20 protein-coding genes and 1 pseudogene are annotated in these 22,183 nt (G+C 33.1%); 6 read left to right on the top strand and 15 right to left on the bottom strand.

Annotated elements, in window-relative coordinates; all coding sequences use genetic code 11:
- Window positions 1–27: 27 nt before the first annotated feature.
- From ACTQ54_RS06640 to ACTQ54_RS06570, 15 genes and pseudogenes are all read right to left on the bottom strand, one after another.
- The gene (locus tag ACTQ54_RS06640) at window positions 28–1,854 is read right to left on the bottom strand and encodes an ABC transporter ATP-binding protein (protein WP_441755351.1); all 1,827 of its coding nucleotides are present in this window, start codon (window positions 1,852–1,854) and stop codon (window positions 28–30) included.
- Between the two features lies 1 nt (window position 1,855).
- On the bottom strand, window positions 1,856–3,682 hold the full coding sequence (locus ACTQ54_RS06635) for an ABC transporter ATP-binding protein (RefSeq protein WP_441755350.1): 1,827 nt from the start codon (window positions 3,680–3,682) through the stop codon (window positions 1,856–1,858).
- Between the two features lie 111 nt (window positions 3,683–3,793).
- Window positions 3,794–4,531, bottom strand: coding sequence for a sensor histidine kinase (locus ACTQ54_RS06630; RefSeq protein WP_441755349.1), 738 nt, complete (start codon window positions 4,529–4,531; stop codon window positions 3,794–3,796).
- Window positions 4,528–5,256, bottom strand: coding sequence for a LytR/AlgR family response regulator transcription factor (locus ACTQ54_RS06625; protein WP_441755348.1), 729 nt, complete (start codon window positions 5,254–5,256; stop codon window positions 4,528–4,530). The genes ACTQ54_RS06630 and ACTQ54_RS06625 overlap by 4 nt, the downstream gene beginning before the upstream one ends.
- A 32-nt stretch (window positions 5,257–5,288) precedes the next feature.
- Window positions 5,289–5,975, bottom strand: coding sequence for a DNA alkylation repair protein (locus tag ACTQ54_RS06620; RefSeq protein WP_441755347.1), 687 nt, complete (start codon window positions 5,973–5,975; stop codon window positions 5,289–5,291).
- The gene (locus ACTQ54_RS06615) at window positions 5,972–6,811 is read right to left on the bottom strand and encodes an NAD(P)H-hydrate dehydratase (RefSeq protein ID WP_441755346.1); all 840 of its coding nucleotides are present in this window, start codon (window positions 6,809–6,811) and stop codon (window positions 5,972–5,974) included. The genes ACTQ54_RS06620 and ACTQ54_RS06615 overlap by 4 nt, the downstream gene beginning before the upstream one ends.
- 419 nt (window positions 6,812–7,230) lie before the next feature.
- Window positions 7,231–9,045, bottom strand: a complete 1,815-nt coding sequence (locus tag ACTQ54_RS06610) for an ABC transporter ATP-binding protein (protein ID WP_441755345.1) — start codon at window positions 9,043–9,045, stop codon at window positions 7,231–7,233.
- Window positions 9,045–10,763 carry an ABC transporter ATP-binding protein gene (locus ACTQ54_RS06605; protein ID WP_441755344.1) on the bottom strand — a complete coding sequence of 573 codons (1,719 nt, stop codon included), beginning with the start codon at window positions 10,761–10,763 and terminating at the stop codon, window positions 9,045–9,047. The genes ACTQ54_RS06610 and ACTQ54_RS06605 overlap by 1 nt, the downstream gene beginning before the upstream one ends.
- Window positions 10,764–11,155: 392 nt before the next feature.
- Window positions 11,156–11,709: pseudogene (locus tag ACTQ54_RS06600) on the bottom strand (ATP-binding cassette domain-containing protein).
- Window positions 11,710–11,832: 123 nt separating this feature from the next.
- The gene (locus tag ACTQ54_RS06595) at window positions 11,833–13,944 is read right to left on the bottom strand and encodes a hypothetical protein (RefSeq protein ID WP_441755343.1); all 2,112 of its coding nucleotides are present in this window, start codon (window positions 13,942–13,944) and stop codon (window positions 11,833–11,835) included.
- A 512-nt stretch (window positions 13,945–14,456) separates the two neighbouring features.
- On the bottom strand, window positions 14,457–14,903 hold the full coding sequence (nusB, locus tag ACTQ54_RS06590; RefSeq protein ID WP_441755342.1) for a transcription antitermination factor NusB: 447 nt from the start codon (window positions 14,901–14,903) through the stop codon (window positions 14,457–14,459).
- A 2-nt stretch (window positions 14,904–14,905) separates the two neighbouring features.
- Window positions 14,906–15,325 carry an Asp23/Gls24 family envelope stress response protein gene (locus ACTQ54_RS06585; RefSeq protein WP_441755341.1) on the bottom strand — a complete coding sequence of 140 codons (420 nt, stop codon included), beginning with the start codon at window positions 15,323–15,325 and terminating at the stop codon, window positions 14,906–14,908.
- Window positions 15,326–15,340: 15 nt separating this feature from the next.
- Window positions 15,341–16,405, bottom strand: coding sequence for a M24 family metallopeptidase (locus ACTQ54_RS06580; protein ID WP_441755340.1), 1,065 nt, complete (start codon window positions 16,403–16,405; stop codon window positions 15,341–15,343).
- Window positions 16,406–16,434: 29 nt separating this feature from the next.
- On the bottom strand, window positions 16,435–18,165 hold the full coding sequence (rnjA, locus tag ACTQ54_RS06575) for a ribonuclease J1 (RefSeq protein ID WP_441755339.1): 1,731 nt from the start codon (window positions 18,163–18,165) through the stop codon (window positions 16,435–16,437).
- A gap of 1 nt (window position 18,166) precedes the next feature.
- Complete coding sequence (locus tag ACTQ54_RS06570; protein ID WP_441755338.1) at window positions 18,167–18,379, bottom strand: DNA-directed RNA polymerase subunit epsilon; 213 nt, start codon at window positions 18,377–18,379, stop codon at window positions 18,167–18,169.
- 202 nt (window positions 18,380–18,581) lie between these two features.
- Between ACTQ54_RS06570 and comGA the strand changes: the two genes are divergently transcribed.
- The 6 genes from comGA to comGF are packed head-to-tail and all read left to right on the top strand — an operon-like array spanning window position 18,582 to window position 22,171.
- Complete coding sequence (comGA, locus tag ACTQ54_RS06565; protein ID WP_441755337.1) at window positions 18,582–19,634, top strand: competence type IV pilus ATPase ComGA; 1,053 nt, start codon at window positions 18,582–18,584, stop codon at window positions 19,632–19,634.
- Entirely contained in the window at window positions 19,588–20,661 is a 1,074-nt protein-coding gene (comGB, locus tag ACTQ54_RS06560; RefSeq protein WP_441755336.1) for a competence type IV pilus assembly protein ComGB, read from the top strand. Before comGA ends, comGB begins: the two co-directional genes overlap by 47 nt.
- Before the next feature lie 12 nt (window positions 20,662–20,673).
- Window positions 20,674–21,018 (top strand): competence type IV pilus major pilin ComGC, encoded by a 345-nt coding sequence (gene comGC, locus ACTQ54_RS06555; protein WP_441755335.1) that lies wholly within the window; start codon window positions 20,674–20,676, stop codon window positions 21,016–21,018.
- Window positions 21,018–21,449 (top strand): competence type IV pilus minor pilin ComGD, encoded by a 432-nt coding sequence (comGD, locus tag ACTQ54_RS06550; protein WP_441755334.1) that lies wholly within the window; start codon window positions 21,018–21,020, stop codon window positions 21,447–21,449. The genes comGC and comGD overlap by 1 nt, the downstream gene beginning before the upstream one ends.
- Window positions 21,436–21,756 (top strand): hypothetical protein, encoded by a 321-nt coding sequence (locus ACTQ54_RS06545; protein WP_441755333.1) that lies wholly within the window; start codon window positions 21,436–21,438, stop codon window positions 21,754–21,756. Before comGD ends, ACTQ54_RS06545 begins: the two co-directional genes overlap by 14 nt.
- Entirely contained in the window at window positions 21,749–22,171 is a 423-nt protein-coding gene (comGF, locus tag ACTQ54_RS06540) for a competence type IV pilus minor pilin ComGF (protein ID WP_441755332.1), read from the top strand. Before ACTQ54_RS06545 ends, comGF begins: the two co-directional genes overlap by 8 nt.
- Window positions 22,172–22,183: the final 12 nt, after the last annotated feature.

The following is a 22,183-nucleotide window of genomic DNA, read 5'->3' as shown; positions in this document are numbered from 1 at the left end:
TTGAGGGTGGACAAATTTTATTTCCTTTTATTGATAATACTGAGCTTGTGCATTCCAAAGGTCTGCATATTTTCCTTCAACAGCTACTAATTCCTCATGTGAGCCTCTTTGAATGATTTTGCCTTGGTCGAAAACCAAAATCTCGTCACAAAAACGACAACTTGATAGACGATGTGAAATATAAAAGGCTGTTTTATGATTAATTAATTCATCAAATTGTTGGTAAATTTTAAATTCAGTCACCGGGTCTAAAGCTGCAGTCGGTTCATCTAATATCATAATGGGTGCATCTTTATATAGAGCTCTGGCTAAAGCAACTCTTTGTTCTTGACCACCTGATAAATTCACCCCATCGCTTTCAAATTCTTTACTTAAATAAGTATCCAATTGTTTTGGTAAATGATCCACCATTTGTTTTAAATCAAGTTCTTCAATATGTTCCATGGCACGTTCAGCATCATAACTTTGATTGACCGCAATATTTTGCCCTAAAGTTAAACTAAGTAATCTAAAATCTTGGAAAACAACTGAAAACAATTTAAAGTACTCTGTTAAACGATATTTCTGGGCATTAATTTCGTTCAATGTTATTTGCCCGGCTGATGGATCGTATAAACGCATGAGTAACTTAATAAAGGTAGACTTCCCTGACCCATTCTCTCCTACTAAAGCATACTTTTTACCCACTTCGAAATCGACAGATATGTCATCTAAAACATTTGTTTCAGTCCCCGGATATGCAAAGGATAAATTTTCAACGGATAAGTGATATTTATTATCTAAACGCTTTTCAATCGGTAAACTGCCAACTTCTTTTTCATCCGGTAAATCCATAAAGGCATAATATTCTTCTAAAACGTCTGGTTGCGAAAGCATCATAACTAAATACTGAATAAAGTTTGGTAAATTGACAAGTAACTGGGTCATGGCACTCGACAACTGAACAATTTGTCCAATAGGTAACAAGCCTAACATGACACGGATCCCAATAATAGCATAAGCAAAGTATTGGAGTACTTGATTAACAACTGTCGTTAAAAGATGTCCGCTTATACCTATATGGGTTAATGTAACGATTAACTCACCTGTAGACTTATCTAATGCTAGTTGATTTTGAAAGATTTTATCCTGTAACTTATATAAACGAATTTCTTTTCCTGATTCAGCATTTGCTAAAATATCTCTTTCATAATTAAACATGGTATTGGTGCGGATAATCGATTCATCAATATTTTCCATAAAAGCAGATGCTTTACCAGAACTTAGCGACTGGATATAAATCGATAGAATGATACCTACCACAAAAATTAATGAAACCCAGGGACTCGTTAACCAAACAAATGGCTCAGCAACAGTGTGGTTAGTTTGTGTAAACATAGGGATCAACAAAATGATCGACCAAATAATACGAATAAAATAATCGATTAAATACGGGATGCGGACATTCATTAAATTTAGACTTGATTGACGCGACAAATTACCAATCCGTATACGTTCAAGACTTAGTTTCGTTTCGGCACTATCAGCTAAATGGTATTGCAAAGTTAACATTTTTTCAAAAGGCAATTCTTGGATACGCCTTTGAGTTAATTCTTGAGCATTATTAACTAATGGCCGAATAAGAGTGGAGATTAATTGCAAAATAGCGAAAACAACTAAATAAATAACAATCAAATTAAAAGCACTAATCATTTCTTGTTGACTCATCAAGGTTATCAATCGATTCATAAAAATAAATGACATAAAGGTTTGGCTAGCAGTTGCCAAATATTGTAGAAAAGTAAGCGAATAATATGTCTTGCCTACCCGCCATAAATCTTTAAAAGCCCGAATAAATAAAGCTCTATTTCTCATATTAAATCACCCCTCCAACTTCAATTTCTAGCTCTTCCATTTCCGCCTTTAACTCAGTATTGTTACGGTAATAGTAGGCTTGCGCCTCATAGAGATTATAATAATCTCCTTTTAGTGCCATCAATTCATTGTGTGAGCCTACCTCAGTTACTTTCCCTTCACGTAAATAAAGGATACGATCACAAAAACGAGTAGAAGCTAAACGGTGGGAAATAAATAAAGATAATCTATTTTGTGAAAAAGTTAAATAATCTTGATAAACTTCATGTTCTGAAATGGGGTCAAGGGCGTCAGTCGGTTCATCTAAAATTAATATCGGCGCATCTTTATATAAAGCTTGGGCCAATTTTAATTTTTGTAGTTGACCGCCTGATAGTTGAACCGCATCTTGATCGACATCCTTCACAATTTTCGTTTCGTCACCATCTTTAAATTGATTTAAAAACTTCTCGACGCCACTTTGCTCTAATACTTTACGATAGCGGTCTTCTTCAAAAGGCATTCCTTGAATAATGGTATCTTTTATTGAATAGGTCAATAAATAATTATCTTGGAAAACCGTTGAAAACAATTCATAATATTCCTCGATATTAAACTGCTCTTGCTTAATGCCATTAATCAAAATCTCTCCCGAATCTGGCTTAATTAAACCACTCATCAATTTGATTAAGGTTGTCTTACCTGCTCCGTTTTCGCCGACAATGGCTAATTTTTCACGTGGATTAAATGTAAAACTAATATTTTCTAAAGCCATTTCAGACTTACTTGAATAAGTATAACTAACATTTCTAAACTCCACGCTAATATCATCTGTTGGTAAAACTTGACCTTTACCATGATTAAATACTGCTGGTTGATTCATAAAATCAGCATAATACTGAACTTCTTCTAAATCTTGATCTAAAATTGAAACATGATTAATTAAAACGGTAATCGTAGAAGCTAGTAGAGTAATCGCCCCAACATACACCACAAAACCACTCACATTCAAAGCGCCAGTTTCAAATTCTTGAATACTTGTAATGTAAGCAAAGGACGTTAAAATAATTGTTCCAATTGAAAGGTAAATATTTTCAAAAAATATTAATCTGTTTTTAGGACGCATGATGTCAATATAAGCAGCTGAAATACCCTGCTTAATTTCCATAAACCAATCCATCATCTGATAAAGTCGAATATCTTTTGCTAAACGCAAATCACCATACAAACGACGTAAATATGAATTTTGTCTGTTATTGGCAGATTTTTTCAAGTTAATTCTTTCATTCACCCGTTTTTGTAACACATTAAAGATTAACAAGCCGATAATCATCACAGCAATAATAATAAGAAATAATCGATCCACTTGAAATATTAAGGAAGCATAAAGGAAAGCACTAAAAACCGCACTACTTAATTCCATTAGGTCTGTAATGATACGTCCAAACAGAGCTGCAGGACTACCGGCTAATCCAAGTGCAGACGTATATTTTTCTTGACCTTCCTCAGATTGTATATTGGGAAAATCCAAGTAAAGAATTTGACCAGAAATCTTTGTCCCAATTCCTAATCTAAAGCGATCACGTTCTGATTCAAAATAAAATAACAGACCTTCATCGACCAACTCTAAAAGACATACAATAGCAATGCCAATGGCTAATTGAAATAAAAACTGCTCAATATGTATTCCTTCTATTAACCATTCAATAATCATTGCTGAAAGAACAATTCGACTTAAAGGCAGAATCGTTTTTACCAACACATTCACCGTCATCCAAACCCAAATGGTTTTTGAATACGATGTTATTTCTTTTAATAATAATATAAAATTGCTCCATTTTTTCTTCATTCTCTTCACCTCATCTGTATCATATATAATTTTTTGAAGGAATTACTTATTTGTGTTTAAACGGTTGGTTTTTTGGTTTAAAAGGTAAAAACCTTAGAATAAGTGTTTTACTTAATCTAAGGTTTTGTTAAATAAGGGAAGCGTGATTTCAGTAACGAACACTCCTTCTTCCCATTGTCGGTTAACAAAGCCTTGATATTTTTGAACGGTCTCATCAATCCGTCTAATACCATAGCCTTGCCGATTGGGAGCTTTGATTGACATAAAATTTTTCTGAGGATTTTTATCCATTGTGTTAGTAATACTAATGTACAAATTATTAGTCATAGGTGCAATGTATAAACGGATAAAAGGATTCGATTTCGTGTTTTGCTGAAGTTGATTGGTCGTTGCATCGATGGCATTGCTCAACAAGTTTCCAATAATCACTGATAAATCAACATTCTGAATGGGCAATATAACAGGGGCAATGGCTGTGGCATCTAATCTAATCCCTTTATGCTTAGCAATAGACAATTTCGTATTTACTAAAGCATCTATTAAGGTATTACCTGTTTGAATAATAGTATCTACTTGGTTCAATTCATTATTTAGTTGTTGGATGTACACTTCTAATAATTCAAATTGTTTTGATTTTACAAATACATCCATAACTTGTAAATGATTACGATAATCATGCCGAATTGCTTTTAATTGCCGATAAATATGTTCAACTTCAATAGCATAATCATCCAATTCTTCTTGTTGAAGCTTATGAAAGGTTAATTCTTTCCGCTGATATAATATCCGAATAATAAGAACTAAAACGAGTAAAATGAGTAAGATAAGCAATATAAATAAATAATTCATTGTAAGGTTACCTTCTGTTTATGATAATCTATAAATGCTGTTTGAATCGTTTTTGCTTGACGACGCGATAAAGGAACTTTATCTCCATTCAGTAGTAGAACATCTTGCTTTAAAATGTGACTAACAAAATCCAAATTAACTACACATGAGCGATGGGTCTGTATAAATCGATGATCTAATTGGTTTTGAAATGTAGAAAGTGGTTGTCTAATTAAATAAGATGCATTCGTTGTTACAATTTCTAACTCACGTTGTTTAACTTCAAGATAAATTAACTCATTCAATAAGATTCTTACCTGTGTTCCCTCTGTTTCAATCACAACCGACTTTTCTTCCTCAGGCTGAGACTGCAGGAAACTTTCAATGACACGCTTAACTTTTTCTATTTTAATTGGCTTTAACAAATAAGCTAAAGCTTTCACTTCATAGCCTTCAATGGCATATTCAGCAAAACCGGTAGCAAAAACAAGACTTAATTGTAAATCTTTTTCACGAATAATTCTAGCCACTTCCATACCATTTAATTCTGGCATTTCAATATCTAAAAAAGCGATTTGCCAATCGAGGCGATCCTCTAAATCAAACAAAAATGCCTTTCCATGAGTATATTGATCGACCTTGATGGCAACTTTTAACTGTTGACCTATTTCTTGTAACAAGGATTCCATATAAACAAGTTGAATTGGATCATCATCCACAATAACGACTGACAAGTATTGGCTCATTCAATTTCCCTTTCTACGTCATTTATTTATAATTACTTCAAATTTTTGCGAGCTTCCCTCATACTCAAAGCACTCATTACATCTTGTTTTTCAATTAAAAATGTAATAACCCAGTCAGGATTCGTCTTAGCATATTCTCTAAGAGCCCATCCAATGGCTTTATTGATAAAAAACTCCTGGCTTGCTAAATTATTTTGAATAACTCGGGTTAAAAGTTCTGGATTCGTCTTCTTTTTATAGGCTAATTGGTGAATGATTGCCGTTCGACGTAGCCATAAATTGTCTGAAAGGCTCCAATCAAGCATTAAAGCCTGCATTGACTCTTTCTTTAAACAAATATGACCTACTAATTTAGCCAATGCATCTACAGAATCCCACCACGATTTGCTGATGATTAACTTTTGTAAATAATCGATATCTTCTGGCGCCAAGCATTCTTTTAAAGCAAGCAAATAATCAATTGCCAACATTTGAAACTCTCGTTCTTGCCTCTTCCAGCACATACTCACAAAATCCCAATCAACAGAATCCCTTGCATATCTCGCAGCCTTCGCTCTTTTATTCGCTTCCTTTAAATAAATACCACTGATTTCACGCCTTAAAGGCGTCTTAATGCCAAAAAATACAAACTGATTCCGCATATAGCGTTCCATAGCCATTTTATTTTGTGCATCTGCATATTTAGGTAACTCATCAAATAACTCATATAATGTCATCATATTTTTCCTTTTATAAAATCTTTCATGGTCATTGGGATACACTCAATGATTCGGCTGGGTAAAGTTACATATTGGTTTCTAGCTAATTGATCCGCTATGTAACTATGTAAAAAGACAGCTGAATTAATCGCTTGAGTTGCATCAGCGTATTGTCCTAAAAAGCCAGTAATCATTCCTGCACATGTGTCCCCCATACCACCAGTAGCCATCGCTGGATTACCCGAAGTATTTGTCCAGACCTCATCATCATAATAAATTTCTGTTCGAGCTTTTTTCAAAACAACAATAGCTCCAAGCTGTTCTTGGGCAGTTTTATTTATTTCATGATGTTCTTCATTGGCTTTGACTCCAGTTAACATTTCCCATTCACCTAAATGTGGGGTTAAAATAATTTTTTTAGCAGATAGCGTATATTCTTGTCGATATTTTTTATAAAACGATAAACCATCTGCATCGATTACTAAATATTGCTTTTCGCTCATTGACTGCATGACTGTATTAAAGATATGTGAGGCTTCCTCACTTCGACCCAAGCCTGGTCCTATTAAAATAATATCCATTTTCGACACCAACTCTGTTAACCGATACAAATCAGATATATCCGCGAACATTATCTCAGGCGTACGTGCATGAATACTAGTACGATTAACTTGATCGGATGCAATCGTAACAAGACCAGCCCCTGTATGTAAAGCAGCCCCCGCTGCTAACATAATAGCGCCTCCCATTTCATGATTGCCACCAATACATAAAACACGCCCAAAGTTTGCTTTATATGCATCGAATTTTCTGATAGGCAAATGGTTTTTGACGTAATCTAGTGTGATATTTGGCATAAAAAGCTCCTTTTCTTTTCATTATACTATAGAAAGCATTCATTGAAGCAAAAAATATAGTGCTTGAGATGAAAGTAACGTTTATCAAAAATTGTATGTGTTATATGTTGGTTTGGTGTAGAGTTAACTCACATTAATTGCGGCTTTTGTCGGTCGACGGAGGCGTCCACTGTCATTAAAGACTTTTATTGTTGGTCAAGTCGCTAGTTCACCGACATTAAAAACCGTTATTGTAGGTCAAGTAATACGTTGACCGACATTAGCTCAACCATAATGACCTACAAATTAAGAAATGCAGCTAATTTAACACAAAAAAACAGAAACCACTTACTCATGAATGAAATAGCGGTTTCTGTTTATTTAGATAGCTAAAGTTTTTGTCCCAAATTTTATATTATTTATAATAAAGACTAAAATCCTTATGCAAACTGCGCATTATATAATTGAGCATAAAAGCCATCTTGTGCCATCAATTCGTCATGGTTACCTGATTCAATCACATCACCTTGATTCATTACAATGATGTTGTCAGCATCGCGGATAGTTGATAAGCGGTGAGCCACTACAAAACTCGTACGGCCTTCAAGCAGACGATTCATCGCCCTTTGAATTAATACTTCAGTTCTTGTATCCACGCTTGAAGTAGCTTCATCTAAAATCAGTACATCTGGATCTTGTAAGAAAGCTCTAGCGATCGTTATCAATTGACGCTGACCTTGTGATAAGTTCGTCCCATCTTCGGTTAACATTGTTTGATAACCATCTGGAAGCGAACGAACAAAATCATGGACGTGAGCAGCTTTTGATGCATTTAAAATATCATCATTCGAAATATTCTCGTCAGCACCATATTTTAAATTGTCCCAAATGGTTCCATTGAACAACCAAGTATCCTGTAAAACCATAGAGAACTTACTTCTTAAATCTTCACGACTCATATTACGAACATCGCGTCCATTATAACGAATTGCTCCACCAGAAACATCGTAAAATCTTTCAAGTAAATTAATCAATGTTGTTTTACCAGCACCAGTTGGTCCTACAACGGCAATCATTTCACCTTCTTTAACTTTTAAATTAAAATCAGTCATTAATAGTTGATTATTGTTGTAGCCAAACTGAACATGTTCAAATTCAACTTTATATGAGCTATCATTTTTATCTTCTAAACCTTTAGGGTTTTCCATTTCAATTTCATCAAGAACTTCAAAAACACGCTCAGTTGCTGCAACTGTCATTTGAATAGTATTGGCTAAGTTGGCCAGCTCACGAAACGGATTACTAAATTGGTTGGTATATTGTAAGAACGATTGAACAACACCAATTGTAGTAGTTCCATTAATAATGCCAATCCCACCAAATAACGCAATTAACGCATAAATCATATCTTTCACGGTACCCACTAATGGATTCATTAATCCGGCATAATATTCTGCTTTCCATGAAGCTTCATTTAATTCTTCACTCCGCTTATTAAATTCTTTCGCTTCTGTTTTCTCCTGATTGTAAATTTTAACAACAGTTTGCCCAGAATATTTTTCTTCAATAAAATCATTCAAATTCCCTAAAGCTTGTTGACGTAAATTAAATTGATTCTGAGCTTTAGGTGCAGCCCAACGAATAACAATCAAATTCAAAGGAATCATTAACAATACAATAAACGATAAGCTACCACTCAAATAAAGCATAGTAAACAATACTGCTACTAGCGAAACAGCACTTGTCGTTAACTGTGTGAGTGACTGCCCTAATGATCCTGCCACTTGGTCCATATCATTAATAGCTCTGGATAAAATATCACCGTAAGAATGTGAATCAAAATATGAAATCGGTAAACGGCCCATTTTGGCTTTGATATCACGTCTTAAACGATATACAGTATGCTGAGAAATTCGAGCTGTAATAAATTGTTGTGAATATCTGAAAATTGCAGAAAGGACATATGTAGCTACTAAAATTAATACGGTATTTGTTACAGCTTCAAAATCGATTGGGAAGTATCCTTCACCATTCCCTTGCCAGCCTTTACTTACTCCTTCAAAGACAATTGTTGTGATATTACCCATAATTCTAGGGAGTTGAGCGCGTAAAACAGCGGAAATAGCTGCAAAAATAATTACGAGCAACATCCACCAAGCAAGGCTCGACATATATTTAACTAATCGTTGTATAGTACCCCAAAAATTTCTTGGCTTTGCTTCTCTTTGGCTTGTATTTTTTTGGTTTTCTGCCATTACTGATCATCTCCTTTCATTTGTGATGAAACGATATCTTGATAAACCGGGTTATTGGCCACTAATTCTTGATGCGTACCTTCCCCAACAATTTTACCATTTTCTAACACAAGAATCCGATCTGCATCAATTACAGTATTTACTCGCTGTGCAATAATAACGGTGATAGAATCTTTTGTTACTGGTTTTAAGGCCCTTCTTAGATTAGCATCTGTCTTAAAGTCCAAGGCAGAGAAAGTATCGTCAAAAACATAAATATCTGGTTTGTTAATGATAGCTCGCGCAATACTTAGACGTTGACGTTGTCCACCTGAGAAGTTGACACCACCTTGATCAACTCTTGTGTCTAATTTTTTATCTAAGGTTTTAACGAAATCCGCTTGCGCAATCTCTAAAGCTTCCCAGATTTCTTCATCCGTTGCATCTTCTTTCCCGTATTGCATGTTGCTACGGATGGTTCCTGAAAACAGTAAAGCTTTTTGAGGGGCGAATCCTACTTTAGAACGTAATTCTTCTTGACGAATATTTTTTACATTGACACCGTTAACCCGAACTTTACCTTTACTTGCTTCATACAATCTTGGAATGAGGTTTGCGATTGTGGTTTTCCCTGAACCTGTTCCTCCAATAATTGCAAGTGTCTCGCCTTTAGAAGCAGTAAAATTAATATCTTCGATTGCAGGACGTTCAGCTCCTGGGAAGCCAAAATCGACATGTTCAAAGGTTAAGGTAACTTCTCTATTTTCAAGAACATCCACTTCTTTAGTTAAGTCTTCAATTGAAGGCTCAGTCTCCATCACTTCTAAAATACGTTCTGCCGCAACTTGAGCCCTTGGTAAGAAGAACAACAGAAAAGCTACTTGTATTACACTGTTTAAAATCATAAAACCATATTGAACAAAAGCAATTAAGTTACCGACATCCATTTCGCCAATACTAATTAATTGAGCACCATTTAAGAATATCAGCGAGTTTGATACTGCCATGACAAGTAACAAGCCTGGTAACATAAAAGCAAGAATCGAATTGGCTCTAATGGAAGTATTTCTGAAATCAGTGTTGGCATCATCAAAACGTGCCTCTTCATATTCAGTCGTATTAAAAGCACGAATCACTCGAATACCTGTTAGTCCTTCTCTAAAGACCTTATTTAAACGGTCAGTTTTCCCTTGGATTGAACGGAAAATTGGACTCGCAAAATATAAGATGATACTAACAACTAAAACAATTAATGGAAGTGTTATAGCAAAAACCCATGCTAATTGTGACTCTTTTTGATAAGCAAAGTAAATTGAAACTAACATGATAACAGGTGAAATGATAATTAAACGAATAACCATTTGGGTTACTAACTGAACCTGCATGACATCATTAGTTGTACGTGTAATCAGTGTGGACGTTCCAAATTTCGCAATATCTTCTTGTGAAAAATTCATGATATTTTCAAACATATTTTTACGTATTTTATGCCCTAAACCTTGAGATTCTTTTGCACTCATTTTAACACTGATAAAAGCTAGAACTAATGAGAGCGTATTAAGTAATAGCATCGCAATTCCTACTATCCAAACTAAACGAACATCTCCATTCAATGCACTATAGTTTAAGATATCTGAAGCTAATGTTGGTAACAGCATAAACATTATTGCTTCAAATAAAATCAATAGAAATATTTTGATAAGATTTTTCTTATCCATCATCTTCCATAAAGTTAACATAAATTCCCCTCTTCCAAATTAAATTGAATTTGCTTCAACTAAGTGAAAAAATGACATGCATCTTAATAAAATAAAAAAAGAGTACTTTTCTGTCTTTTAAAAAAACAGAATAACACCCCGAATCGACTTAGCTATGGCAGCCCTATATTAAAACACATAATATAGATTTTAAAATCTACATTTTTCACCTAGTACGTGAATAAAATTAATATCCTTAACTATTGTAAGCCAATATTTTTTTTAAGTCAAATGAACTGTCGTTAAATAAATATCTCTGCATTTTAAATTGTAAAAGATAGAAAATTTGGGCTATAAACTACATTTCAAAGCAAAAAAATGAATTTCATTTATATTCACACAAATGAAATTCATCCCATCTTCTATTATTATACTTATGTCATTGATTGAATCGCATGAATATCAATGATTCTTGAACATGCTTGAGCTACATATTGATCATGTGTAAAGATGATAACAGTTTTTCCACTTTTATTTAATTCTATAATCAGATTTAAAATATTTTCTCTATTCTCATCATCCAGTGAGCCTGTTGGTTCGTCGGCTAAAACAAGGTTACTTGGTTTGATAAATGCTCTGGCAACTGCAATACGTTGTTGTTCCCCACCAGATAATTCATATATCTTTTTACTTTCAATATCAGCTAGTCCAACTTTTGATAAAATATTTGAAATAATATCTTTTTTTCTTGTTTTGATTTTTGGGTGTATTTCAAAGCTAAGTCTAAATTATATTTGACAGTCTCATTATCGACTAACGCATAGTTTTGAAATAAATAACTAATTTGATCCCTAATGATTGCTTGAGACTTTGATGTATTAACTTTAATATCTTTGATTCCATTAAAATTAAGTTCTCCTGAATCAAATGGTTCGATTAAGCCAATGATATTTAGTAAAGTTGATTTTCCGGACCCACTCTGACCAATTTATGCTACCAATTCACCATTTTCAATGTTCAAATCAAGATTCTTTAAGATCTCTTTTGAACCAAAAGCTTTATTGATATTCTTTAATTCAATCATTTTTATTCTCCTCCCTACCCTAGTCACTTAGTGCTCTTTTAGGGCTAATACCAAACTTTTTCCTTCTATATTACGGATAAAGACTAGTACGACTAGAAAATCAATAGCTATTGATAAAAGAACCGCAAGTAAAATCCAAATTGAATGACTCAATATCAGCATCAAAATCATCTGAATAACATAAAGCAATAAATAACTTATTAATGGCCATTTATATCTTTCCATCAATTTTATTCCTAAAAATTTCATAATAGCGAGTTCTTTTTTTACACTTTGTATAATTGTTGCAAATAAAAATATGGATGAAAACAAATTCAAAACAATTAATACAACAATAATGATTATATTATAATTCATCCCTAGAATAAATGAATCTCGCATCTCTTGTGTGATCGTGCTTAAAGATGATAAATTAATTGTTAAATCACGATTATTAATTTCACTTAGAATTTTTTCAGTTTTTAATCTATTCTCGGGAGTGTTTTTAATTTTAATAGGGTTATTTTCTCCAGTATTCGTTAAAATCGGTTTTTCAAAATCTCTAATATTATCTAGATTAACTATTGAGAAAATAGGATTTTCAAAAGAATCAGATAACCTTGAATTAAAAGGGAAAACTTGATAATCAGTTTGATAATAAGTTAATTGAACTGGAATTTCAAAAAGATTCGTCTCTTCACGTTGATTGGAAGATAAATTACTGTACACTAAGCTCTGACAAAATAAAAATATTTTGTCTTCATCATTTTTAAGGTTTTCAGGTATTAAGTACTGATGCATATTGGAATCTAGCTTTGGGTAACTCATGTTAATTGAATCTAAATATAGCTCATTTACGTACATAACATTAAAACTATCTGCAGTTGTAAAAGAAGAATATGACTCTAAAGCAGTAAAGTTTTGAACAGGTTCATACGTTTCACCATAAGCATAGTAAGCATTAGTTTCTTCTTCTAGCCTTACGAATAAATCAAAAAAAATATCTTCAAAGGCATCGTTACTCAATAACGCATTCTGAGTATACTCCCCATTCGTACGATAGTTTTCAAATGTTATAAAATCACCTTGTTTTGCCCAATTAGCAACATAATCAGATTGTTCTTTCACTGCATCAAAAGTTAATGAAAGGTTAATAAAAACTAGACTAACGATTGCAACAAGACCAAATTTAATCATATAGCCTAAAATGACGCCACTTTTGAAATTGGTGAAACCGTTTAACATACTACTAATGGTAACATTTCTAATGAGGAAGTAACCTGCTAAATTTAGTAACAAAAATAATTGAGAAACTAGGAAATAAGTTAAAAATAAAGCAAGAACAAAATTTTCTGGAATGTAATTTATTGTAGAAAAAATAATAATGGATAATATGATACAGACTATAAGTCCAATCCCAAGCGGTTCTTTAATGAGTTGAAAAATTATCTTGTGTGAACTATAACCATGTAATTTCATCACACCAATTGCTTTTATTTCTTTAATAGGATAATAAGTAATACATAACATTAAAATTAAAAAAGCTGGAATAAAAACCACAACCATTAGGATAAGGTCTATATTGATATATCCAACTCTACCTACGAATGGTGGGGAAATTAGATGAGTTCTATCTATAGCAAAAAATTCACTTAATTGATTGATTGTTTGATCTAAATCTTCGTTATTATTAGCAACAACCGTATAGGTTCCATTGACAGATTTACTAGTATCTGAGCAGTAATTCTCTAAAGTTTGCAGAATGATCTTATTTCGACTAGAGAATACTAGTATCGTATAATTCTTGTCCTCAGCAAAACTAGCATATACATCACTTGTATTTTCAAATAAAACTTCTTGTGGAATTCGAAAATTTTCTGTCGGAAAACTTTGCTCATTATACATAACAGACTTAACGATAGCACCATCAAATCTATCAGTTCTAAAAATATTGACTGAATTTGTTTCACTGAGCTCAACGAATTTATTTAATACTTCTTCAATTGTTTGATTTGCATCTGTTAAATAGAAATTTTCCGAAAATTCAGTTTGTTCTATCGCTTGCAGGCGATCTCGTTCATTCGTTTGAAATAAATTCATGAGTATTAATGTTGGTACAACAAGCAATAAAACAAAAATCACTTTGATGCTAGTTTTCAATATTATCAACCCCACTTTCAAGGATATATTTGAAAATAAATACTAATTATGCAATTAAAGACTTAAAAGAAGCTAATTTTGCTTCTTTTAAGTCTAGTGACGTTTTATTCAATATTATAGTAATAACTTAAACCAGCTGGAGGAATTTTAGTTAAGCTAGCTTGTGACCAGAGTCCTGAACCAGCTATTGATTTATTAGTACTGTTTCATAATCAATCTCCTTATAAAATATACTAATTTTAATATCCGACATTTGATTATTGGTAATAAGCTTTGGACTAGAGATAGGAAAAAGTAACAACTGTATGAAATCGATTTCAAAATCACTATACAAAAAAAACTTGTCAAGCTTTATTATAAAAATAATTAAATACGTGACTTTTAGTTACAGAATTATTCATGATATGTACGTGTTTTATTCTGTATCAGTAATTCAATAAAGATCTTTATCTAAAAATAAAAACAGATAGAAACTCAATTGAATGGAGTTCTATCTGTTTTTTTGGTAATTTTTATTTTAATTCTTCTGACTGGCTTAACTTCCCTAAAATACCACTTATAAATCGACGTGATTTATCATCGCTAAAAACTTTAGATAATTCAATTGCTTCATTAATTGCAACTTTAAAAGGTACGGGATTCTCACTGTACTGAATTTCGAAAAAAGCCAGTCTTAAAATAGTTAGATCCAAAGGCGTTACCCGGTCAAAGTTCCAATTTGTTAAATAGGTTGAAATTGATTCATCAATTTGTTGTTGATTGAAAATAACCCCATCAACTAAAGTATAAAAATAAGGATGTGGAATTGATTTATAACCAGTATCTGGGTCATTTCCAGATACAAGTGCAAACTCAATCGCCTCATCTTTTGAAATTGAGTCTTCAGTAGGTACTGTAAATTGATATAAGGTCTGCACCGCTAAAATACGAGATTGTCTTAATTGTCTAGCATGACTCAAAATTATTCACCTAATTCATCTTCTAAACTTAAAAATCCAGTATCACGATCAGGATTGGTATCAATCGATACAACATGAACATTAACTGCTTGGACAACTAAATCCGTCATGAACAAAATTTGTTCTTTAACACGTTCTTGCACTTTAAAAGCGACATCAGGAACGGAATAGCCATATTGTAAATGCACAAGAATATCAATCGTTAAATTATTGCCTTCTTTTTTTACTGTTGCCCCCATACGTTCACGGTCCATGCCAAAAAATCCACCTACTTCTTTTTGGAAAGATGTGTGCATTTTATTGACACCTTCGACGTCTGTTGCAGCTTTTGCAGCAATTGTTTCTAAGACGCTAAGGGTGATATTTATTTCACCGGCAGGATTTTGGTTCATTTCAAATGGTACAGTTTTCGATTTTGCCATAATACCCCTCCTATTTTATAGTATGATTAAATGTTTAGGACTGTTATTTAATTGTTCAACTGAATCTTTGCGGACAATTAAATCATTTTCAATTCTTACACCACCGAGTCCTTCAATATAAATTCCTGGTTCATTCGTAACAACCATATTTTCTTTCAATGGTTCTTCATTTCTAAATGAAAGTGATGGTAACTCATGTACATCCAAGCCTAATCCATGACCCGTACTGTGACCAAAGTATTCACCATAACCTTTTTCAATAATGTAATCTCTTGCTAAAGCGTCAACTTCCTTACCAGTCATTCCAGCTTTAGCACCTGCATTAACACGTTCATGAGCTTCCAGGACAATATGGTAAATTTCTTCTAGCTTAGGATCTATACTACCAACTGCTATCGTACGAGTCATATCTGAACTATAGTCTTTATAATAACAACCGTAATCTAACGTAATGATGTCACCATCTTCGATGACTTTTTCACTCGCTACCCCATGAGGCATCGCTGAGCGAACCCCTGAGGCAACAATTGTATCAAATGACATCGCAGAAGCACCTTTGGTTTTCAAGAAACGTTCCAATTCATTAGCCACTTCAATTTCTGTTACACCTGGTTTTATAAAAGTCAAAATATGTTCAAAGGATTCGTCTGTAATTTTACATGCTTCTTTTATAATGGCTAATTCAGCCTCATCTTTTATTTCACGATTTTTTTCAATGACACCTACCGTCGGCACAATTTTAGCTTCAAATAATTCTTGAATAGTGATGTAATCTTGTACTTTCATACTTTGAGCTTCAATACCAACAATATCAATATTATGTTTTACTAATAATTGGTTGACTTCTTGATAAATGCCCGCTTTATGAATTACCACGGTAAATCCTTTAGCTTGTTCGTTAGCTTGCGTTGTGTAACGAAAATCAGTGATAAAATATGCTTCGTCTTTGGTAATGAGGGCAGCTCCTGCACTACCTGTAAAATTCGCTAAATAACGTAAGTTTTTAGATTCTGTTACAAGAATTGCTTCTATATTTTGATTACCAAATGTCTCTCTTAATGCTTCTATACGATTAGTCAATTATTTTCCTACTTTCTTACTTAAATCTCTTAGCCTTCGTTACTTACTTTATTCGTTTTCTTTTTACGATTACGGACTCCTTTATTGACATCCAATAATACAGGGAGAATCATTGGGGTTCTTTGTGTTCGTTCATAAATTAATGGTTTAATTGTGTCAAGAATGATTTCGCGAATCATGCGTTCATTGATTTGATTGCCATTTTCGTTTAAACCACGATTTACGGCAGCTTTTATTTGTTGTTGAATATCACTAATTAAATCGCCTGATTCACGCATATAAATAAAACCACGCGACATAATATCTGGACCTGAAATAATAGCTTTATCTTGGTAATCAATCGTTGCTGTAACAATGACTAGACCGTCTTCTGATAAACTTTTACGATCGCGTAACACTATATTACCAATATCGCCTATTCCACTACCATCAACATAAATATCTTGCGCTTGGAAACGACCAGCAATGCGTGCAGTATTTTCTGTCACAGCTAGCATATCACCATTTTGCATAATGAAGCAGTTTTCTTTAGGTATTCCGGTTCTTTGTGCCAATACAGCATGAATACTTTGCATACGGTATTGTCCATGCACTGGCATAAAGAACTTCGGTTTCATTAATCTTAACATCATTAATTGCTCTAATTGTCCACCGTGTCCAGAAGTATGGATGTTATTGACTTTTCCATAAACAACTTCTGCACCTAATTCCATAAGTTGGTTAATTAAGCGGTTGACACTGATTGTATTCCCCGGAATTGGTGAACTTGAAAAGATTACTGTGTCATTTGGCTGAATTGTAATCTGGCGGTGTGTGCCATTAGCAATTCGACTTAAAGCAGCCATCGGCTCCCCTTGTGAGCCAGTTACTAAAAGAATCATTTTTTCGGCTGGATATTGATTAATATCACGGTTATCAATTAACAATTCTTCATCATCTTTAATATAGCCTAACTCTAATCCAATTTTGATGGCACCTTCCATGCTTCGTCCAAAAGCTGCAATTTTACGGTTTGTTTCTCTAGCAACTTCAAAAACTTGTTGAAGTCTTGATACGTTTGAAGCAAAGGTTGCGAAAATAACGCGGCCATCCAGTTGTTGAATAATATTTTTTATCGATTGTCCCACAACTGTTTCAGACTGGGTAAAGGTTGGTATTTCAGCATTAGTACTATCTGCCATTAGTAGTAAAACACCTTCAGAACCAATTTGAGCCATACGGTGCAAATCTGCAGGTTTACCTACTGGCGTAAAATCAAATTTAAAGTCACCGGTAAAGACAATATTTCCTGGAGGTGTTTTAACAACAATCCCATAAGCTTCTGGAATACTATGGTTCGTACGATAAAAAGCGACACTTGTTTTTCTAAAACGGATCACTGAATCTTCATTAATTTCATGAATTTCAGCATCACGTAATAAGTTCTTTTCTTGTAATTTATTACGGATTAAAGCACTTGCTAATTGTCCCGCATAAATAGGCACATTTAGTTCTTGTAATAAATAAGCAATACTACCAATATGGTCTTCGTGTCCATGACTAATAATGACCGCTTTTACTTTATGCTTGTTTTGTAAGATATATTGAAAATCAGGGATCACATAATCAATCCCTAGTAGTTCATCTTCGGGAAATAGTACGCCACAATCTAAAATAATTATTTCGTCTTGAAATTGGACTCCATACATATTCTTCCCAATTTCACCTAATCCACCTAAGGCGAAGACGCCTACTTCATTATTTTTAACATTAACACTCATATTAAAACTCCGTTAAACGATAGTCAGGACTACTTTGTTCATACTCTAAATAGGCTCCTGAAATTTCTTCAATGTGCTGAATATTATATGGAGTATTATCAGCTAATCTTTGACGAACCTCTACTTTACTGTCTGCTTCCATAAAAAGTGTTTTCGCATTTTCACGTAATGGAACTTGACTTGGGTTTTCTTGATAAATAATTTTAAAAATCATTATATTACTTACTTCCTTTCATAGTTTTTCATTATATTGCTGAAAAGACAACAATCTTCACTCTACCATTTTAACATATCCAAGAATTCAAGTATAGTTAAGGGATATTTTTTATAGGCAAAAAGTTTTATTAAATAAAAAATGGAAATCGCGTTTTTTTGTGTATATATGTATGACATGTCGATTAAAGGAGTACTTACTTATGATAGAAACTTTAGTTCAAGCAATTATAAAGGCTGCCGTTACTTCAGGAGTATCAGATATTCATGTTTTGCCACAAGCACAAATGTATCATGTTTATTTCAGAATTAATAGTCAATTAGTTTTTTATCAACATTTATCCATTGAATTAGGCAAGAGATTTATTAGTCACTTTAAATTTTTAGCAGATATGGATGTAGGTGAAAAGCGAAAACCTCAATCTGGGGCTACTCAATTATCTTTAAATGATCAAATTGTTGAACTGCGTATGTCGACAATTACCAATGTTAATTTACTTGAATCACTAGTTATAAGGATTTTTGCACAACAACCAAAAGTAAGTCAAGCAATTCAGACTTATTTTCCTAATGATTTAACCATATTACGTCAATTATTTATGCGTAAAAGTGGATTAATACTATTCTCAGGTCCTGTAGGATCTGGAAAAACAACCACAATCTATCAATTACTGCGTGAGCGAGTCGAACAGGAACCATTACAGATTATGACAATGGAAGATCCTGTTGAAATTTATGAACAAGCATTTTTACAAACACAAGTAAATGAAAAAGCAGGAATTAATTATGATACGCTTATTCGAGCAAGTTTAAGGCATCATCCAGACATTCTGCTAATAGGTGAAATCCGAGATGAACTCACAGCAAGAATGGTCATTCGTGGCGCCTTAACCGGTCATTTAATGATTGCAACAATTCATGCTAAAAATGCCGAGGGGGTGATTGCTCGTTTACAAGAATTAGGTGTTACAGATGAACAACTAAAGCAAACGCTCATTGGTATTGTTTCACAACGCCTTGTTCCACGCCATTGTTTTTTATGTCAGGGCCGATGCCATATGTCATGTAATCATCTGCCAACCAATCAAAAAAGAGCAGCCATTTTAGAATTACTGACTGGCAACGAACTACAAAAAGCTTTAAATCATACTAAACAAGATCATTTTCCTAAACTCTCACTTAATCGTAAATTAAGAAAGGCGTGGGCATATGGATACATCAACCAAAAAGCATACCAACAATTTGAACTTGTTTAGTCGTTCAGCAACAACATTAAAGGAGAAGCAAAAAGCTTATTTCTTACAAACGACTTCTGAACTATTAAGTCAAGGCTTTTCAATTAATCAAAGTTTACACTTTTTAAAACTACTGATGTTGAAAAAAGTACATTTAATTGAATTGGTTGAAAAACAATTAGCTCAAGGAATCCCTTTTGAAAAAAGCATTCAAGAATTAGGATTTTCTCTAAACACAGTCGCTCAACTATTTTATGCTCAAAAACAAGGTCGTTTTATTGAGGCCTTAATGGACAATGCCAAACAAATCGAAACTGCTGATTGTTATCGTAAACAAATCCTTAAAATTGTGACCTATCCTTTAATAATGAGTGTTTTTCTTATCTTCCTTCTATTTGGCATGCGGACCTTTTTACTGCCTCAAATTGCATCTTTTATCAGTCAGGAGGTGTTTGAACAAAATTTTTTAGTTCGTCTATTGGTAAACTTTTTCAATTACTTGCCTCAGATTTTCGGTTTACTTTTAGCTATTAGTTTACTGTTTTATTTATTTTTTGATTTTTACTTAATGCGATTAACTCACCTTAAACGTTATCAGATTCTCGTTAAAATCCCCTTAATAAATAAGTGGATCAGACAATATTGCTCTTACCGTTTAACAAAGGAATTAGGTCACTTTTTTAGTGGTGGTTATTCCATCCAGCAAATCATTGATTTATGGATTAGTTACCCGATTGATCCCTTTATGACTGAAATTGCGAATTATATGAACAAAGAATTTATTAACGGAACAGCTTTAACGCAAATTGTCAGTGACCTTCAAATTTTTACGAATGAATTACCCTTAGTTATTTATCAAGGTGAGTTAATTAGTCAAGTTGGAACAAAATGTTTGATTTATAGTAGTAGTATTTTCACGGAATTAATGGAAGATCTAACACAAAAACTGAATATGTTGCAACCTATACTGTTCATGATAATTGCTGTTTTAATCATGTCACTGTATTTAATGATGATGTTACCTATGTTAACCATGGAAGGAATTTAGGAGGTTATAATAATGGAAATTAGAAAACAAGAAACGATAAAGAAAAAGAAGTCCGGATTTACGTTGGTAGAAATGTTGGTCGTGTTGGTGATTGTAGCACTATTAATGGCGATTATTATCCCAAACGTTGCCGGTCAAAGAAATCGTATTCAGGAACAAGCTAAGTCTAATATTGCAGAAATCATTGAAATGCAAATGAATACTTATGAATTAGTTGAAGGTGATAATGATATTACTTTAGCTAAATTAACAACAGGAGGTTATATTACTGTTAAGCAATCTAATGAAGCCAAAACCTTATTAGGTTTAACCGATGATGTTACCCTGACACCACCTTTATTAACAACTGAACCATAATGCATACAAAAAGTGGATACACTTTATTAGAGTCACTACTAGTTCTATTAATTATTGGTTTTATGTTAGTGATATTTACTTGGATTCCAAACAATCATTTAATGGATTCCATCAATAATCGGATTTTCTTTGATCAACTAACTCAAGAATTAAATGATGCTCAAACGCAGGCCATTACGAGAAATCAGACCATCCGCGTTCTTTTTAATCAAACACATCAACTTCTCAGCATCGAATCGCTAGATTCAGCTCATGTTTTAACTTATTTATATTTTCCAGAGGATTGGCAAATAAAAAAGACTTACAGCTTTTTCTATCTTGCTAATGGTCGAACCAATCGTTTTGATACCATAACATTTTATCATCAAAAAGAAAATAAGAGTATTTCATTGGTATTTCAGTTAGGAAGTGGTCGTTTTGAAATACGTTAACAAACAAGCTTTCACTCTTTTTGAAAGTTTAATTGCTTTTAGTGTTTTTAGTTTCATATTGATGTTGTATGTCCCCGCTTATTTTCAAGAAGTTGAACGGATCAAGAATGAATATGCTGAAGCCAGCAAATTGAGAATTTTTTATGAGCACGTCAAGATGGATATGGAGACACAAGGAATAGTTTATCCAGCAAAACATGCTCAATTCACAGTCGATGCATTTGAATGTCAACCTTTATACTGTCAAATATTTTTTAATGATGGAAGCTCTTATCAAATTGAGCTATTGATGCAAAATGATGGATAAAAAACATAAGGAAGCTTTTACGCTCATAGAAATGTTATTATCCTTGTTTGTTTTCAGTTTAATTATCAGTGGTTTGATGGCCTGTTTTAACCATTACAATCAAATTAATGAGTACATTCGTTTTGATCAATCGACTGAATGGCAGCTATTCACTATTACTTTAGAAAAAGAATTAGAACAATTTAAATTTGAAAAAGTTCAAAATAATATTATTTATTTAAGAGATCCAACAAATAATCAAGCTTATCAAATTATTTATCAAAATAATAAAATCTACAAAACACCTGGCCACCATCCTTATTTATATCAAGTCAAAAACTGGACGCTTAACTTAAATGATAATATTATTGATATTCGCCTGCAATTTCAAAATCTTCAAGTTTTTGAAAGTCGTTTGTTAATCAGGCAAAATTAGACTTAGCTAAGG

The organism is Fundicoccus sp. Sow4_H7 (assembly GCF_052115865.1).
Lineage (GTDB): Bacteria > Bacillota > Bacilli > Lactobacillales > Aerococcaceae > Fundicoccus_A.
This window is presented reverse-complemented; position numbering and strand designations above follow the sequence as displayed.

Coding starts and splice junctions, on each gene's coding strand:
- ACTQ54_RS06620 (WP_441755347.1), bottom strand. CDS start 5,975: ATGATGACATTATATGAGTTATTTGATGAGTTACCTAAATATGCAGAT.
- comGB (WP_441755336.1), top strand. CDS start 19,588: ATGGATACATCAACCAAAAAGCATACCAACAATTTGAACTTGTTTAGT.
- ACTQ54_RS06605 (WP_441755344.1), bottom strand. CDS start 10,763: ATGTTAACTTTATGGAAGATGATGGATAAGAAAAATCTTATCAAAATA.
- ACTQ54_RS06630 (WP_441755349.1), bottom strand. CDS start 4,531: ATGAATTATTTATTTATATTGCTTATCTTACTCATTTTACTCGTTTTA.
- ACTQ54_RS06625 (WP_441755348.1), bottom strand. CDS start 5,256: ATGAGCCAATACTTGTCAGTCGTTATTGTGGATGATGATCCAATTCAA.
- ACTQ54_RS06570 (WP_441755338.1), bottom strand. CDS start 18,379: ATGATTTTTAAAATTATTTATCAAGAAAACCCAAGTCAAGTTCCATTA.
- ACTQ54_RS06610 (WP_441755345.1), bottom strand. CDS start 9,045: ATGGCAGAAAACCAAAAAAATACAAGCCAAAGAGAAGCAAAGCCAAGA.
- ACTQ54_RS06640 (WP_441755351.1), bottom strand. CDS start 1,854: ATGAGAAATAGAGCTTTATTTATTCGGGCTTTTAAAGATTTATGGCGG.
- comGD (WP_441755334.1), top strand. CDS start 21,018: ATGCATACAAAAAGTGGATACACTTTATTAGAGTCACTACTAGTTCTA.
- rnjA (WP_441755339.1), bottom strand. CDS start 18,165: ATGAGTGTTAATGTTAAAAATAATGAAGTAGGCGTCTTCGCCTTAGGT.
- ACTQ54_RS06615 (WP_441755346.1), bottom strand. CDS start 6,811: ATGCCAAATATCACACTAGATTACGTCAAAAACCATTTGCCTATCAGA.
- ACTQ54_RS06585 (WP_441755341.1), bottom strand. CDS start 15,325: ATGGCAAAATCGAAAACTGTACCATTTGAAATGAACCAAAATCCTGCC.
- comGA (WP_441755337.1), top strand. CDS start 18,582: ATGATAGAAACTTTAGTTCAAGCAATTATAAAGGCTGCCGTTACTTCA.
- comGC (WP_441755335.1), top strand. CDS start 20,674: ATGGAAATTAGAAAACAAGAAACGATAAAGAAAAAGAAGTCCGGATTT.
- comGF (WP_441755332.1), top strand. CDS start 21,749: ATGGATAAAAAACATAAGGAAGCTTTTACGCTCATAGAAATGTTATTA.
- ACTQ54_RS06635 (WP_441755350.1), bottom strand. CDS start 3,682: ATGAAGAAAAAATGGAGCAATTTTATATTATTATTAAAAGAAATAACA.